Annotated in this window: 22 protein-coding genes and 1 tRNA gene; 3 read left to right on the forward strand and 20 right to left on the reverse strand. The window is 31.3% G+C overall.

The window, feature by feature from the left end; genetic code table 11:
• Nucleotides 1-17 precede the first annotated feature (17 nt).
• The 9 genes from ACX119_RS09650 to ACX119_RS09690 all read right to left on the reverse strand — a co-directional run bounded on the left by ACX119_RS09650 (nt 18) and on the right by ACX119_RS09690 (nt 5,731).
• Nucleotides 18-674 (reverse strand): 2,5-diamino-6-(ribosylamino)-4(3H)-pyrimidinone 5'-phosphate reductase, encoded by a 657-nt coding sequence (locus tag ACX119_RS09650; protein ID WP_459351031.1) that lies wholly within the window; start codon nt 672-674, stop codon nt 18-20.
• Nucleotides 661-1,851, reverse strand: coding sequence for an amidohydrolase family protein (locus ACX119_RS09655; protein ID WP_459351032.1), 1,191 nt, complete (start codon nt 1,849-1,851; stop codon nt 661-663). The genes ACX119_RS09650 and ACX119_RS09655 overlap by 14 nt, the downstream gene beginning before the upstream one ends.
• The gene (locus tag ACX119_RS09660) at nt 1,845-2,597 is read right to left on the reverse strand and encodes a GTP cyclohydrolase IIa (RefSeq protein WP_459351033.1); all 753 of its coding nucleotides are present in this window, start codon (nt 2,595-2,597) and stop codon (nt 1,845-1,847) included. Before ACX119_RS09660 ends, ACX119_RS09655 begins: the two co-directional genes overlap by 7 nt.
• Nucleotides 2,594-3,010, reverse strand: coding sequence for a 6,7-dimethyl-8-ribityllumazine synthase (gene ribH / locus ACX119_RS09665; protein ID WP_297594485.1), 417 nt, complete (start codon nt 3,008-3,010; stop codon nt 2,594-2,596). Before ribH ends, ACX119_RS09660 begins: the two co-directional genes overlap by 4 nt.
• A gap of 2 nt (nt 3,011-3,012) precedes the next feature.
• Nucleotides 3,013-3,678: a 3,4-dihydroxy-2-butanone-4-phosphate synthase gene (gene ribB / locus ACX119_RS09670; protein ID WP_459351034.1), complete on the reverse strand. Its 666-nt coding sequence runs from the start codon at nt 3,676-3,678 to the stop codon at nt 3,013-3,015.
• Nucleotides 3,679-3,756: 78 nt separating this feature from the next.
• Nucleotides 3,757-4,341 (reverse strand): riboflavin synthase, encoded by a 585-nt coding sequence (locus ACX119_RS09675; protein WP_459351035.1) that lies wholly within the window; start codon nt 4,339-4,341, stop codon nt 3,757-3,759.
• 59 nt (nt 4,342-4,400) lie between these two features.
• Complete coding sequence (locus ACX119_RS09680; RefSeq protein ID WP_459351036.1) at nt 4,401-5,105, reverse strand: tetratricopeptide repeat protein; 705 nt, start codon at nt 5,103-5,105, stop codon at nt 4,401-4,403.
• A gap of 66 nt (nt 5,106-5,171) precedes the next feature.
• The gene (locus ACX119_RS09685) at nt 5,172-5,315 is read right to left on the reverse strand and encodes a hypothetical protein (RefSeq protein ID WP_459351037.1); all 144 of its coding nucleotides are present in this window, start codon (nt 5,313-5,315) and stop codon (nt 5,172-5,174) included.
• Nucleotides 5,316-5,380: 65 nt separating this feature from the next.
• Nucleotides 5,381-5,731 (reverse strand): response regulator, encoded by a 351-nt coding sequence (locus ACX119_RS09690; RefSeq protein WP_459351038.1) that lies wholly within the window; start codon nt 5,729-5,731, stop codon nt 5,381-5,383.
• Between the two features lie 57 nt (nt 5,732-5,788).
• Here ACX119_RS09690 and ACX119_RS09695 point away from each other — a divergent pair, with 57 nt between their 5' ends.
• On the forward strand, nt 5,789-6,400 hold the full coding sequence (locus ACX119_RS09695; protein ID WP_459351039.1) for a transcriptional regulator: 612 nt from the start codon (nt 5,789-5,791) through the stop codon (nt 6,398-6,400).
• Between the two features lie 14 nt (nt 6,401-6,414).
• Here ACX119_RS09695 and ACX119_RS09700 read toward each other — a convergent pair whose 3' ends face one another.
• From ACX119_RS09700 to ACX119_RS09730, 7 genes are all read right to left on the reverse strand, one after another.
• A complete protein-coding gene (locus tag ACX119_RS09700) occupies nt 6,415-7,272 on the reverse strand; it encodes an HpcH/HpaI aldolase/citrate lyase family protein (RefSeq protein ID WP_459351040.1) in 858 nt (285 codons plus the stop codon).
• 7 nt (nt 7,273-7,279) lie between these two features.
• A complete protein-coding gene (locus ACX119_RS09705) occupies nt 7,280-8,356 on the reverse strand; it encodes a zinc-binding dehydrogenase (RefSeq protein WP_459351041.1) in 1,077 nt (358 codons plus the stop codon).
• A gap of 38 nt (nt 8,357-8,394) precedes the next feature.
• The gene (locus ACX119_RS09710; protein WP_459351042.1) at nt 8,395-8,676 is read right to left on the reverse strand and encodes a DNA-binding protein; all 282 of its coding nucleotides are present in this window, start codon (nt 8,674-8,676) and stop codon (nt 8,395-8,397) included.
• A gap of 7 nt (nt 8,677-8,683) precedes the next feature.
• Nucleotides 8,684-9,136, reverse strand: a complete 453-nt coding sequence (locus ACX119_RS09715; protein ID WP_459351043.1) for a 30S ribosomal protein S19e — start codon at nt 9,134-9,136, stop codon at nt 8,684-8,686.
• 179 nt (nt 9,137-9,315) lie between these two features.
• Entirely contained in the window at nt 9,316-9,801 is a 486-nt protein-coding gene (locus ACX119_RS09720) for a cupredoxin domain-containing protein (protein ID WP_459351044.1), read from the reverse strand.
• A gap of 138 nt (nt 9,802-9,939) precedes the next feature.
• The gene (locus tag ACX119_RS09725) at nt 9,940-10,104 is read right to left on the reverse strand and encodes a DUF1059 domain-containing protein (RefSeq protein WP_459351045.1); all 165 of its coding nucleotides are present in this window, start codon (nt 10,102-10,104) and stop codon (nt 9,940-9,942) included.
• A 245-nt stretch (nt 10,105-10,349) separates the two neighbouring features.
• On the reverse strand, nt 10,350-10,541 hold the full coding sequence (locus tag ACX119_RS09730) for a hypothetical protein (protein WP_459351046.1): 192 nt from the start codon (nt 10,539-10,541) through the stop codon (nt 10,350-10,352).
• Between the two features lie 318 nt (nt 10,542-10,859).
• On the opposite strand from ACX119_RS09730, the gene ACX119_RS09735 reads away from it, so the two are divergent.
• On the forward strand, nt 10,860-11,204 hold the full coding sequence (locus tag ACX119_RS09735) for a hypothetical protein (RefSeq protein ID WP_459352031.1): 345 nt from the start codon (nt 10,860-10,862) through the stop codon (nt 11,202-11,204).
• On the opposite strand, the gene ACX119_RS09740 is transcribed toward ACX119_RS09735, so the two are convergent.
• Nucleotides 11,181-11,516: a winged helix-turn-helix domain-containing protein gene (locus ACX119_RS09740; RefSeq protein ID WP_459351047.1), complete on the reverse strand. Its 336-nt coding sequence runs from the start codon at nt 11,514-11,516 to the stop codon at nt 11,181-11,183. The two genes, ACX119_RS09735 and ACX119_RS09740, sit on opposite strands and share 24 nt — an antisense overlap.
• Nucleotides 11,517-11,936: 420 nt before the next feature.
• On the opposite strand from ACX119_RS09740, the gene ACX119_RS09745 reads away from it, so the two are divergent.
• A complete protein-coding gene (locus ACX119_RS09745; RefSeq protein WP_459351048.1) occupies nt 11,937-12,470 on the forward strand; it encodes an Lrp/AsnC ligand binding domain-containing protein in 534 nt (177 codons plus the stop codon).
• A 95-nt stretch (nt 12,471-12,565) separates the two neighbouring features.
• Here the strand turns inward: ACX119_RS09745 and ACX119_RS09750 are convergent, their stop codons facing one another.
• The 3 genes from ACX119_RS09750 to ACX119_RS09760 all read right to left on the reverse strand — a co-directional run bounded on the left by ACX119_RS09750 (nt 12,566) and on the right by ACX119_RS09760 (nt 13,691).
• Nucleotides 12,566-12,838 carry a ribonuclease P protein component 4 gene (locus ACX119_RS09750; protein ID WP_459352032.1) on the reverse strand — a complete coding sequence of 91 codons (273 nt, stop codon included), beginning with the start codon at nt 12,836-12,838 and terminating at the stop codon, nt 12,566-12,568.
• An 88-nt stretch (nt 12,839-12,926) separates the two neighbouring features.
• Nucleotides 12,927-13,000: transfer RNA gene (locus ACX119_RS09755), tRNA-Gly, on the reverse strand.
• A gap of 22 nt (nt 13,001-13,022) precedes the next feature.
• Nucleotides 13,023-13,691 carry a ribosome biogenesis protein gene (locus ACX119_RS09760; protein ID WP_459351049.1) on the reverse strand — a complete coding sequence of 223 codons (669 nt, stop codon included), beginning with the start codon at nt 13,689-13,691 and terminating at the stop codon, nt 13,023-13,025.
• Between the last annotated feature and the right edge of the window lies 1 nt (nt 13,692).

The raw sequence follows: 13,692 nt of genomic DNA on the forward strand, positions 1-13,692 counted from the left end.
AAATAAAGTATAATAACTTACACCTTGACATAATGCAAAACAAGGTGGTTTTTGAGCCTCTTGATTGATTTAAGACGCAGATTAGGGGATTTTGAAATTTTTCCAAATCCACGTCCTTCAACTAATGAAATTGCGTCAATTCCTCCAATGAGAAATGGTGAGATTGTAATAATCATTTCATCGAAAAGATCTTCTTTAATGAATTCCCAGTTAGTAGTTCCACCACCTTCGACAAGAATTGTTTTGATTTTTTTCTTCAAAAGTTTTTTTAATAATTGGTTTAGGTTTACAGAATTAGTTCCAGTAATAATTATTTCAACAGGAAACTTGTTTAATTTTTCATAATTAGATTTGCTAATTTTTTTTGATACTGCAATTATGGTAGGAATTTTGTTACTTGTTTGTAATATTTTTGAATTTTTTGGTATCTCTCCTTTAGAATCTAAAATTATTCTAATTGGATTCTTGCCCTTAACCTGTCTTACAGTGAGTGATGGGTTATCAACTAAAACAGTATTTTTCCCTACTAGAATGGCATCTACACTTGAACGAAGTTTATGAAGTCTGATTACATCTGATGTTGATGATAACTTAGAATCTCCAGTTCTAGATGCAATTTTTCCATCAATAGAAGTTGCTGCACTTAAAATAACTAACGGCCTAGATTTTTCCATGAATTATTTTTCCCCTAACCATTACTGCTTTTATTGCAGTTTCAGATGCTCGATGAACTATTGATGCGTGTGGATCATGCATTGGTTCTAAATCTAATGCATGTTTATCTAAAAAGATACAATCTGCAATTTGTCCAGTTTTTATTTGACCAATGTTTTTTTGTAAAATTTTTCCACCGTTCACCGTTGCCATTTTAAGAATTTCTTTTGGAGTAATTCTTTTTTTGTTAATTCCCATAGTTGCTTTCCATAGAAAATCCATTTCTCTAAACATATCAGGAGAATTAATCATAACATTATCTGTGCCTAAAGCAAGAGTACAGCCTGCCTTTTGCATCATCTCTATATCTGGAATACCTTCTGCTAATGAAGAATTGGCTCTTGGGCAAATTACTATTCCTCTAGTTTTTTTTGCAGTAGCCTTTAGATCACTTTTTGATGCATTAGTCATATGTATCAAGAAATGAGGTTTTAGAAATAATGCCCTTGTGGTTTCAGATTTTCCTGTGATTTTTTTTGATTTTACAACACTCTCTTTGGTTTCTGATGCATGAATAGCTCTTATTTTGGGTGTTTTCGAATAATGTTTCAGTACTGATGTACTATTCTCATTTGCTCCACTGATTCCAATTCCATCGCAATTTTTTATTATTTCAGATAATTCCTTGATTTTTTCCTTGGGAAAAGATTGGTTTTTTTTAATCTCAGATGAACTTTGATAGAATTCAACCCTACCCAGAATAATTGATCTTATTGGAATATCAGAAACCACTTTTTTAAGCAAATTAGCACCATCCAGACCTCCTTCTCTAAAATCAACAAATGTTGTTATTCCTTTTCGAATCATAGAATAGCAGGTATTTTTCATGAAATTTGCTAAAATATCATTAGATGTATTTTTTAGAATTTTTGATTTTGCTCCAAATACAGGATGGATCTTTTGATCAACTGTATTATTCAAAGAAGTATCTTTTCCAACAGAGTCGCCAATATGAGTATGTGCGTTAATAAATCCTGGAACCAGGATTAATCCTTCACAGTCAATTGCTTCTTCCTTTGTATCTAAAGCAATTTTAGATTGAATTTTTTTGAATTTGTTTTCTTGAATTTTTACATCACTACTTGGAACATATTCTAATTCAGGTCCTGAAAGTAAGCTGATATTTTTTATTAACATGATAATTCATAAACTTCAGGTTTTTCTTTACCTGAATCTCGAATTTCTCGTATTGTATCAAGGGATTTTGTGGCTAATTTTACAGCTTCTCTAGCTGTTTTTGCATTTCCTATACCACAGTTCAAAGAAATTTTATCTTCATTTTTTATCAAATCAATAAATTTTTGAACAGAATTTTTTGCATCATCAGAAGCAATTACCATAAAATTATCTCCACCCATAAAGAAAGTCAATGATTTCTTCTGAAGGAAGTATTTTGACATTTTAGAATAGAGTTCAAATATTGTGGAGGAAATTTCATATGGTGAATTTGTTTTTCTTCTCGAAGTAAGATCATCAACGTCAAGATGCATTATTGAAACATTTGAATCTGATTTTCCATTAACAAAACCAAAAATATCATGTTCCTTATTTAGAATATTTTCATTTTTCTTTCCTTCGTATGCCTTCAAATTTGCATCAAATGGAGAATCAGCATATCCAATAGAAATTGTTAATCTTATATCAAATAATTTCTTTAATTTATTTTGGATTTCAACATGATCCTCTAATTCAAGTCCGTTTGAAACTACAAAAAATTCATCTGCACGATTAAGAAAAACTAGACAGTTTTTTTCAGAAAATAGTTTTTGTACTTCTTTGTAAAGTGAAGCCTGTAACATTTGTAATTCATGCTCCCTATCACTGCCTAAAGTTAGAGTCCATGGACCATAACCACTAATTTTCAATATACTTAGTTGGATCATTTTTGTATCCTTTTTAGCTCATCAGAAATTTTTACAACTGCTTCAACTGCACGTTCTGCAACAGGTCGAATTCTTGCAAAAGCATGTTTTTCTTGCATTCCAGGTCCCGAAATCCCTAATGAAACTGGCTTTTGGTATTTTATTGACAAATTTGTAAGGGCTTGAGCAGTAGAATGGGATATTACCTCATCATGCTTTGTTTGGCCCTTAATTATGGCTCCTAGCGTTACTACTGCATCAATATTGCTTTTTTTCAAGAGTGAATCAACAATTATGGGCATATCATAAGCCCCAGGGACATTACAAGTATATACTATTTTTAATTTCAAAGAATTTGCTTTTTCCTCAGCTACAGATAACATCCTAGATGTCACTTCTTTATTGAATTCCGAAACAACTACAGCAATATTCAAAATTAATGCACCTTGGCGTACTCTAAAAGTTCTTTTCCATCAATTAATGGAATTCCATTTTGTTTTGCAAATTTTTCTGCTTTATCTACTGATAATGCAGCATATGTTTCAGCATCCATCATTTCACAAATTGCAGTTACAGGAGTCAAACCAGCTATTTGCGCAAGATATACAGACATTTCTGTATGACCTTGTCGTGCAGCAAGCAAACCTTTGGATGCAATTAGTAAAGGAACATGTCCAGGAGTTTTAAATGATGATGCAAATTTTTTCTGTTTATTTTCAACATTGAATATGTTTGCCATTTCTCTGATAGTCAAGGATCTATCTTTATCAGTAATTCCAGTATAAGTTTGATAGTGGTTTACAGATAAGGAAAATGTCGGATGATCACCATAAGGTGCCAACCCCATAATCATCTCTTTGTTTGTAATGTTAGAATCAGAGAGAATTTCGTGCATGTACTTTAATTCAAGGGAAGATGCGAAATTATGATCTATTGCAATACATAATAATCCTCCAGCATTTTGACGCATTCTTGCAACATGTTCAGGCGTAACAAATTCTGCAGCAACTACCATGTCAATTTCATTTTCACGTCCTGCAGAATCAAACAAAAGTACAAACTCTCCTCTTTTTAGAGATTCTAATGCAGATTCAAGTGTCATAAACAAAAATCCCTTTGATCTAATTATAAAGTTTACTAAAAAATTGGTAATTACCACTAAAATTGTAGATAATTGGCTTTACTTTAGAATGTATTTTCCAAGAATGTCAGTTTCAATATTAACTTTGTCGCCTATTTTTTTGGTGTGAAAATTAGTAACTTCAATGGTATGTGGAATTAATGATACAGATGCAAGTGTGTTTTTGACATTTACAACAGTCAAACTTATTCCATCAATAGCAATTGATCCTTTTTTTACTACATACTTTGCAAGATTTTTAGGAACCTCAAACCAAACTTGAACTTCTTTTGGTTTTTTAATTATTTTTTTAATAATTCCGACACCATCGACATGACCCAATACAAAATGTCCTTCTAGTCTGTCTCCTGCCTTTAAGCTGCGTTCAATGTTTACAATTCCACCTACTTTGAGATTACCTAGATCAGTTTTTTTCGTTGTTTCCTCAATCATTTCAAAAACACAATTAGATTTTGATAATTTGGTAGCAGTAAGACAAACACCATTTAATGCAACGCTTTGGCCAATTTTTAATCCCTTAGAATGTTTTCCTAGATTTACAGTCATCTGAATAGCACTTCTATTTTTTGTATTTTTTGAAATTTTTTCAACTTTTCCTGTACCTTCAACAATTCCAGTAAACATCAAAATTTAATATAGATTCTATGTATAAAATGATTTAGATATAATATATTGTTTGTATATTATTTAGAATCATATTCTTCAAATTCATTTTGACAAAACTGATGAAAAACAGTGCATTTGTTTTCTTTTGCATCAACTTTTATTTTTTCCATATCTTTGTTTAAAACTCCCTGTGCAGCTAAAAATGCTTCATCAGGCATTTTTAATTTTTCAAATAATCTAGACTTGGCAATGGGAATTTCCTTAATGTTGGGATCAACAGACTGTGCCTTATCATAATATTTTATTGATTCTTCATAATTTTTTAAATGGCTAAGCGAAATGGCTTTGTTCATTAGCGCTGTAACATCATTTGGGTCAATTTTCAATGATTTCTCATAGCACTCAAGGGCTTCTTCATGACGATCTAATTCATTTAGGGACAATCCCATACTGTTTAGAGCCCAAATATCTTTTGGATTAAATGATAGAATTTCTTGGCATAATTCAATTACTTTCTCATATTGCTTTAAATTTTCAAGAGAATAGATTTTATTTTTAAGAGCATAAGTATCAGATTTTTTTATTGCCAATACTTTGTCACAATATGTAATGGCTTCTTGATATTTTTTTAAGTAAATTAGAGATAATGAGATATTTTGAAGGGCAACCATATCATTTGGTATTTTCTCAAGCAATTTTAGACAATATTGATACATTTCCTCATATTTTCCGGCATTAAACATCCTGGTGATTACATTGGAGGGATCAAGAAGATTAACCATTTTTGCTGTATTTAATTAAAATTCATTATCTTTAACCTATTCTAAAAGATAAAAAATTGAAAAAATCTATTTCAAAACTTTACGAAGAGTTTCATTTAGTACTTTGGAGTAACTATATGATGATTGCTCTTGCTGAATCAGCTTTGCTTGTCTTAATCTGATTTTTTTATCAAGATCTTCATCAATCATGATTGTAACACGTTTACTCATTTTAATCAATAAATTTTATGAACATTATAATATAAGAATATGTGAAAAGTCCCAAAAATGGGAAATTAATTTTCAATAATTTGGATGACTTTATCCATTTTGAAGGGCTTTTGAATTAATGGAATATTGAGTTTTTCTAGTTTTTCTTCAGTAGAATAGCTTCCATCTGCTGAAACTGCAATAATTTTTGCTTTAGGATTAATATCTTGAATTTTTTTAATCGCATAAAATCCACTTCCATTAGGCATGTTAAGATCAATTAGAACAACATCTGGCTTTGTTTGCTTGTATAATTTTACTGCAGTAACACCATCAAATCCGTTTCCTACTACTGATATGCCATGCTCCTCAAGAAATTCACTAAATAATCGAACCGTATCCTCATCATCATCTACAACAATTACAGATTTAGACATCTCTACTCATTCTAAATAAAGCGGTGCTTTAATATTTTCCATAAATAGAATTAACATATGGGTGGCATTGATCGACTAATTTCAACATCACTATCTAAGGAAATCAAAAAAGGATTGAAATTAGATGTTCTCAAAAGTTTAGAACGTGAATTATTTTTAGAGCATGGCATGTCAATCAAACTATCAATTGAGCATTTTGATAAATTTTCAAATGTATTAAAACGAAATTCTCAGATTAATGTTTCAAGGTTTGAGAAGGATTGTATCAATAAAATCATCAAAGTTAAAAAAAAGGATGATGAATTCATAATAACCATAGTAAATCAGGATTTGTCCAATCTTATTTTAGAATCTTTTTCTGATATAGAAACAAGAAAAATTATCTCAAAACTTTTAGAAAATGAATTGACCATTCCTAAAATTCTAAAAGAATCTAAAGTGCCAAAAACTTCGGGATATAGAAAAATTGAAAATTTGATACTTAGTGGATTAGTTATAGAGTCTGGAAAAATATTAAGTGAGAGTAAAAAAATATCTAAACTACAATGTGTTTTTCACGAAATTAAATTAGACATAAAAAAAGACAAAACAGTAGTTACAGGAATAGTTTCTAAAAAAATATTTTCAAAAAGCACTAGCATGAAAGCAATTTTGCAATCTTTTGAATAAATTAAACGTAAAAATTATTTATTTACCAAATCAAGAAGGGCTTTTGCCTGCTTGAAATGAACCTCATCGATCATTTTTCCATCAACTGTTGTTGCGCCTTTTCCTTTCTTGGTTGACTGGAGATATGTTTTGCATACTTTTTCAGCCCAAGAAATCTCACTTTTGTTTGGATGAAATAGTTTATGGACTATAGGGATTTGATCTGGATGAATTACACTTTTTCCAGTATAGCCAAGACTCTTTCCAATTTTACAATCATTTTCTAATCCTTTAGCATCCTTAAGATCTTGCCAAATTGCATCAATTGCCACAATTCCTGCAGCATGAGCATCAACTGGAATTTTTGACCTTGAATATTTTGCCCCTTCAGATTCTTTAGTGTATTCAACTCCAATGTCATTTAACAAATCAAAAACACCAAAAACTACTGCTGATACTCTTTTTCCAAAAGATGAAATGTTATAGGTATTGACTACTCCCTCAGCAGATTCTATTGATGGAATCAATTGAATTGGCTTTAGCTTTCGTGTTTTTTCAAGCTTTGATAGGATTTGTTCAATTTTTTTTAATTCCTTGGTATTGTTAACCTTGGGAATTACAATTCCATCTATTCCTTTTTGGACTATTTCTTTGAGATCTGAAGGAATTTTACCTGATGTTGGAGAATTTGTTCTAACAAAAATTGATGAATCATATGATTTTCTAGATCTTAATGCAGATTTGATTAGATTTCTTGCATTTACTTTTTCATTATCTGGAACTGAATCTTCTAAATCAAAACAAACAATATCAGCTTGAAGCTTTTTTGCTTTTTCTAAAAACCTAGGATTGTTCCCTGGAACAAAAATGAGGCTGCGAAAAAGCTGTGTCATTAAATGACTATGCGCCTTCTGGCTTCATTAAGATTTTGCCAAAGAATTTACCATCTAACATTTTTGTGTGAGCCTCTGCGGCTTGCTCAAATGTGTAGACAGAGTCGACAATGGACTTTAGTTTTCCTTGACCCATCCAGTAAAGACCTTGATCAAGTTCAGCTTTTGTTCCTTGTGTTGAACCTAAGACGTTGATTCCTTTGAAGAATATGTGTCTAAGATCGATTTGTGCGTCGTAACCTGTTGTTGCACCACATGAAACAAGAGTTGCACCATATTTGAGCAATGTTAGCTGCTTGTTGAAGTGAGTTTGACCAATGTGATCAAATGCAATATCAATTCCAGGTGCTTCACCTTTTGTTTTTGCAAGTTCTTTTGATATTTTAAAGACTTCTTTTTGCCAATCATCTTTTCTGTGGTCTACTGCATGATCTGCACCAAGTTCTAGACATTTATCTAATTTGTCTGGACTTGCAGTTGCAATTACATCACAATTATACAATTTTGCAATTTGAATTGCAAAGCTTCCAACACCAGAACCACCACCCATCACGAGTACTGTTTGTCCTGGGGTGATGTTAGCTCTACCAACTAGCATATGCCATGAAGTTAAAAGAGTCATTGAAGCTGCTGCTGCGTCTTCATATGAAACACTATCAGGAATTTTTGAAACATTGACTTCTGGTAAATGAATTTGTTCAGAGTATGCACCCCATAATGGTCCAGTTTGGAAACCCCAAACTTGCCTTTTGGTACAATCGAATTCTCTTCCATCAGTACATGCTTTACAAACTCTGCATGCCAAGTTTGAGTGAGAGACAACTCTGTCACCTACTTTGAAATTTTGTACATCTTCGCCTACTGCGATAACATCTCCAGCTACATCAGAACCTGAAACGTGTGGTAGAGGAACTGCTACTGGAACTCCTCTCATTCCCCAAATATCATTATAATTTAGTGCCGAAGCCTTATTGGTGAAAATTACTTCATCGGATTTTGGTTTTGGTTCATCTATATCCTGGACTTTGAGGATTTTAGCATAATTATCATCTGGTGCATATTCATTGTATACTACTGCTTTCATGACTAACCCCAGATCTTACCCATAATTAAATTTTAGATTTAGACTCTGTTTATCTTAAAATCGCGTTTTGGTTGTTGAATTGAAAGTAATATTTGCTTTAATTGATCGTCGTTTAGCTGACCTCTAATTTTACCCTGAGTTGCCATTCCGATCAAATATTGTTCAACTAATTCACACAGTTCAGCTTTTACCATTTTGATATTGTTTAGTCTCATCCGTGCTTCTGGTGAAAGAATTTGTTTTAGAATTTGTTCTTTTTGTGCTGCTACTTCATTATCTTGTTTACTTTGAGGTAATTCGTCAGGTTCAGGAAAACTCATTTTGAATCTATGTGTATACTTTCAATTGAGGATTTTCAACGATTAGTTCTTTAAGAATTTCTGTTGCAAGTCTATCAAGTTTTTGCATTCCTTGTTTTGAAACGATACGTCCTTTCTTCTCAACTTGCTCAATGTAACCTAATTTTTCTAATCCATGAATTGCGTTTCTGATAATTGCACCGCCTGCATCTCTATGATGGGCTGCTCCATAACCAGATGGTTTACCGCCACCATATTCATTTCTTAATTCATTTACTCCAATAGGTCCGTTAAGGTAAATTTTTCTCATTAATGATGCACATCTAGTATACCACCAATCTCTGTCTTGTGGTGGTTTTTCAGCATGAGCTCCGCTTTTAACAAATGGAATCCAATTAGGAGCTGGAATATCTTCATTCTTTAGAATTGCAGCTAATTTTCCAATCAATACGTCTGCTGGAACGTCGTAAACCTTTGCCATGAACTCAAAAAATCGAGAATCGTCTTATAAATCATTGAGGTATTCAGTCTAGTTTCTTAAACATAACTCAACGCAAAATAGTCGATCTATGATTTTTTTAGAGTTTGGGCATGAAATCGAATCTTTGTAAATTAATAAAATATTCTTTATTTTGTGGAATTATTATCAAAATCAATTTCTCAATCTACAACGATAATGCCCTTCATGTTGGGGTGAATAGAGGAATAATATTCAAAAGAGCCAGTTTTATCTGCCAAAAATGTAATAGACTCACTTTGAAAATATCCTAGATCTTTTGTATGAACATTAAATTCATCAATATTCAAATTGTGTTTGGAAGGCAAACCAAATTCATTTTTTTCCTCATTTATCAAATGAATCTGAACAAGATTTCCTTTTGATACTTGAATTGATGGTGAATTACCTTGAACAGAAGGAACTGTTTTACCTCCTATAGTTGACTGATAAAAATAATCTCCTTGGGATGATTTTACGGCTTTTAAAAATATGTTAGAAGGAGGAGAAAAAACAACAGATTCAGAATTTACTGGGACAAATGAATTCAATACATAAAATACTAAAAATACTGCAATAACGGTTATCACGCATATAGAAATTAAATTACCTTTAGATAATTTTGATTTATTTTTCTGTTTACTTTTCAATATTCAAAGAAGCTATTTGATGAATATATACAATAATTAACAATGTTAAGCTTTGAGAAATTCAAATTGGAATTGAAAAAAATATTTATAATAAAATCTATACTTTTCATCATGCTTTGTTTTCATATTGAATCAATTTCAGTTGGTTTTTCTTAGAATTACATGCATTATTGCTTCTTTTGAGTAATCAATTCCATGTTCTTCTTCGGTGTGTTGACCAAAGTTTTCAATAACTCGCTCAATTTCCCCTTCAGCGACAAAGTCACATTCAAACCCGTAATCATTACATCTTAATTTTACCACTAATTTTTGATTAAATTTATCTCTAATATACTTCAGTTAACATTGTTAGCTAAAAATCTTAGTAAAATTAATTCTGCAGAAGCAATTTTGGGAATTACCAAGTGTCTAATGGCAGTAAATGAAAACTAGAAAACTGAATTGTAATCTTGTTAGTCGTTCATTCCCTTTTGGAGTAGTCTGCTTCTGCATTATTTTATAATTATTTATTTAATATTTAGAACATGCTTAACAATGTTAATGACATTTTATTCTTCATACACACGTCTATTCCTAGATTTTGTTCTAAGTCGTGCACCACAGCATGGACATCCTAAATCAGAAGTATTCAAAAAAATTGCACATAAAGAACATCTCTTTTGACCAGATTGATAACGAGAAATATTTGGAATTGAATCTGCTTTTATTCCGTCACAAACCCCTTTGCAGCAAAATGTCATGGTTACGGAAATCTACTCCTTCCTATCTGAAATTTTTCTAATCTCCACCAGTCATCATTTTTTCTATTAACAATATTTTCTTCATCAGAATCTTCTTTTTTTCTCATAAAGCACATGAAAGATGATTTTTTATAAAAATGGATTAACAATGTTAAGTATTTGCTATATACTATCTATGAATTGAGAATATGTTAAGGGATTTGGTAAATTATAAAAATTATATTTTTAAAAACAATTCAATAGATATGGCAAAGTATTTTCTAAAAGATTTTGAGGTAAGATCCTTTGACTGATCTGGAAAATAACATTCTAAGCTCAATGGATCTATTTATTGAAAAAATTCAACAACTTAGAGGATTAATGCTCGGAGTGTCATTCTCAGCACTAATTTTAGCCCCTCTTGCAATAGGGATCTCTCTGTATCTAGTTACACATCCAAAATTTTTTCATTTAGTTGAAAATGAGAACGATTTTGCAATACTGTTAATGGTTTTCTTGGCAGTAGTTTTAGTTACTTCAGGTATTTGGTTGATAACTGGCGTGCAGCAATTTAGATCTCTTTCAAATTGGAACAAAAGGTATGCAAATTATTTGAAAAAGCGAGAAGATTTGGATAAAGACATCTCATCAAAATATAACTTAGATGAAGAAAAGACATCCTAAATTCAATGAAGAGTCAGACGATTTACCACTTCTTGGAAAAAGATTTTCATATGGTTCTAAGATCTCATGACAAAAATCCATCCCCTTGTTTGTCACTTTGAATAACGTAATTGTTCTTTTTCCATCAGCAATTTCTTTTCTTTCAATTATTTCATTTAGTTCTAAATTATCTAATATCTGCTTATGTTTTGAAATATTTAATCCACAAAAGCTAAACAGTGAAGTCTGATTAAGTTGTCCATACTCAGATAAAGTAAGAATGATGTCTTTAACAATATAGATTCGATCTCTATATTTTTTAGAGGGGGTCAATAATACTATTCATATTATGAACCTTTAACTATTTTTACAAATTGATGGTTGATTAACAATGTTAAGCAACTCCTTATAATCAAAAAATTTCTCAATCAAATATGAAGCCCAAATTATCCTTTAATAAAATCAGGGTAAAAAATATCTTAAAGAGAGAAACTACATTTTCGAACAAGTGTTCAATTTGCAATATGGAGTTCACTGATCCTGAGAGAACCAAAAAACACATGATAAAAGCACACTCTAAACCAAAACGCGAAAAATAGATGATATGCAAAAAAAATGGTTTTTTGTGAATAAATTTGAAAATGATGTTTTTTCATCAGTATTTTTAAAAAAATCTTTTATTCTAATTTCACATTATACTAGCATGGTTTTCAGACCATATTTTGAGCCTGTTTATGGATGTGTCAAGTAAAAATGGCAAAAGCCTACGTTATGATGAATTGTGATTTAGGTTCTGAAAAAGAAGTGATTGCATCACTAAAAAAAATTGATTCTGTAAAAGAGGTTCACGGAACACTAGGACTATACGACATTATTGTTCAAATTGAAACCCAAACAGAGGAAAAAATTCAGGAAATTGTTACAGGTGTAATTAGAAAGATGCCAAAAATTCATTCCACAGTAACTTTGACTCGCTCAGAATCAGGAGAATTGTTTCAGACATCTGAGAAGCTAATTGGAATGATGCTAGGAAGAAACGAATCTCAAGCATATGTTGTTATTCATTGTGATAAAGGGGAAGAATTTCCAACACTGAAGAATCTAAGTCACATACCAGAAGTAAAAGAAGCAGATGTAGTGTTTGGATTCTATGATGTAATTTGTAAAATAGAAGCCCCAGATGATAAAACCCTAGAAAATATCATCACCAAAGCTATAAGATCTATTCCTCACATTAAATCAAGTATGACTCTAACCATAATTAACGAACAAGAAGCAGATAGTTGAAATCTTCTGGGTTTAGGAATTAAAATTATTATTTTTGCAATAATAGCAATTCTAGTTCAAATATTTGGGATTGTTTTTTTGTAGTTTTTTCTACATTAAGATGATTGAGGTATTATTTTGCGATAAGTATGCCCACACAAATTACATGTGATTCTGATCGACTTGACAGATGCTCTTCCTAGTCGGATTCTTGAATTTATTCCAGGTGCAATAAAGGACTTGCATTTTTTGCAGTAAACCATCCTAAGCTGATATGGCATTCTAATTTTGTGTTTTGAGCTAATTCTTCTTGCAAGGGAAGCTTGACGCTGAGATAATTGAGGATCTTTAGATGCATTTGAAATTGCATTATCGATTAGAATTTGCATTCTCTCCATAGCAATTTTTCTAATTGATGGTTTCACAATAATGATACCTTGTAGACCTAAAAATTGCTTCTCATTAGTATGAATAAAATGCAGTCAGCGGGATTCGAACCCGCGTCACAGGGTTGGAAACCCCGAATACTAACCAGGCTATACTATGACTGCAACAGATTGCAAATTTCTGGACCTACATAAAAATGGTTTTTTCATACTCGTAAAGCATTCTAGCTACAACAACATGAGCTTCAAGTGATGTTTCTCCTACAGAAAATAGATCAGTGAATTTGTTTTTGATTGAATCAGAGAAATGTCCTTTCTGAAAACCTCCAATTACAATACATGAGTTATTCTCTAATGTAGTACTAATTTTTTCAAATGAACTGGGTTTTCCCGTAGTAGATAATCCTATAACTTTTGATGGATTGAGTTGATTAACTAGTTCAGAAAAAGATTGATCTTGAATTGACAGCAATTCTTTGTCATTAACAATAATTTTTTTCTCCAAGAATAATTTTTCAAAAAGACCTTCAAATCTATGATATGATTTTGGAATGTGAACATTTTCTCCAACAGAAATTACTTTATCATTTATGGTGTGAATGAAAATTTTAATTTTATTTTCATAGTAAAGAGGAATTGTTGTAGCCTCTAAAATTGAAAAGTGGACAAGGTCTGGTCTTCCTCTTTTAATTTCATTTTCAATTCCTTTCATTGCAGCATAGTGCCAAGAATTATCTAATAGAATTTCTGAATAGTCTTTTCCAAGTTTTCTTTCATGAGATATTACTGAAGGATGATCTTTCATCTCATTTGGAATTGTTTCAAGAGAAGATTCAGCTAGAATTAAAGAAAGCATC

The organism is Nitrosopumilus sp. S4 (assembly GCF_054515835.1).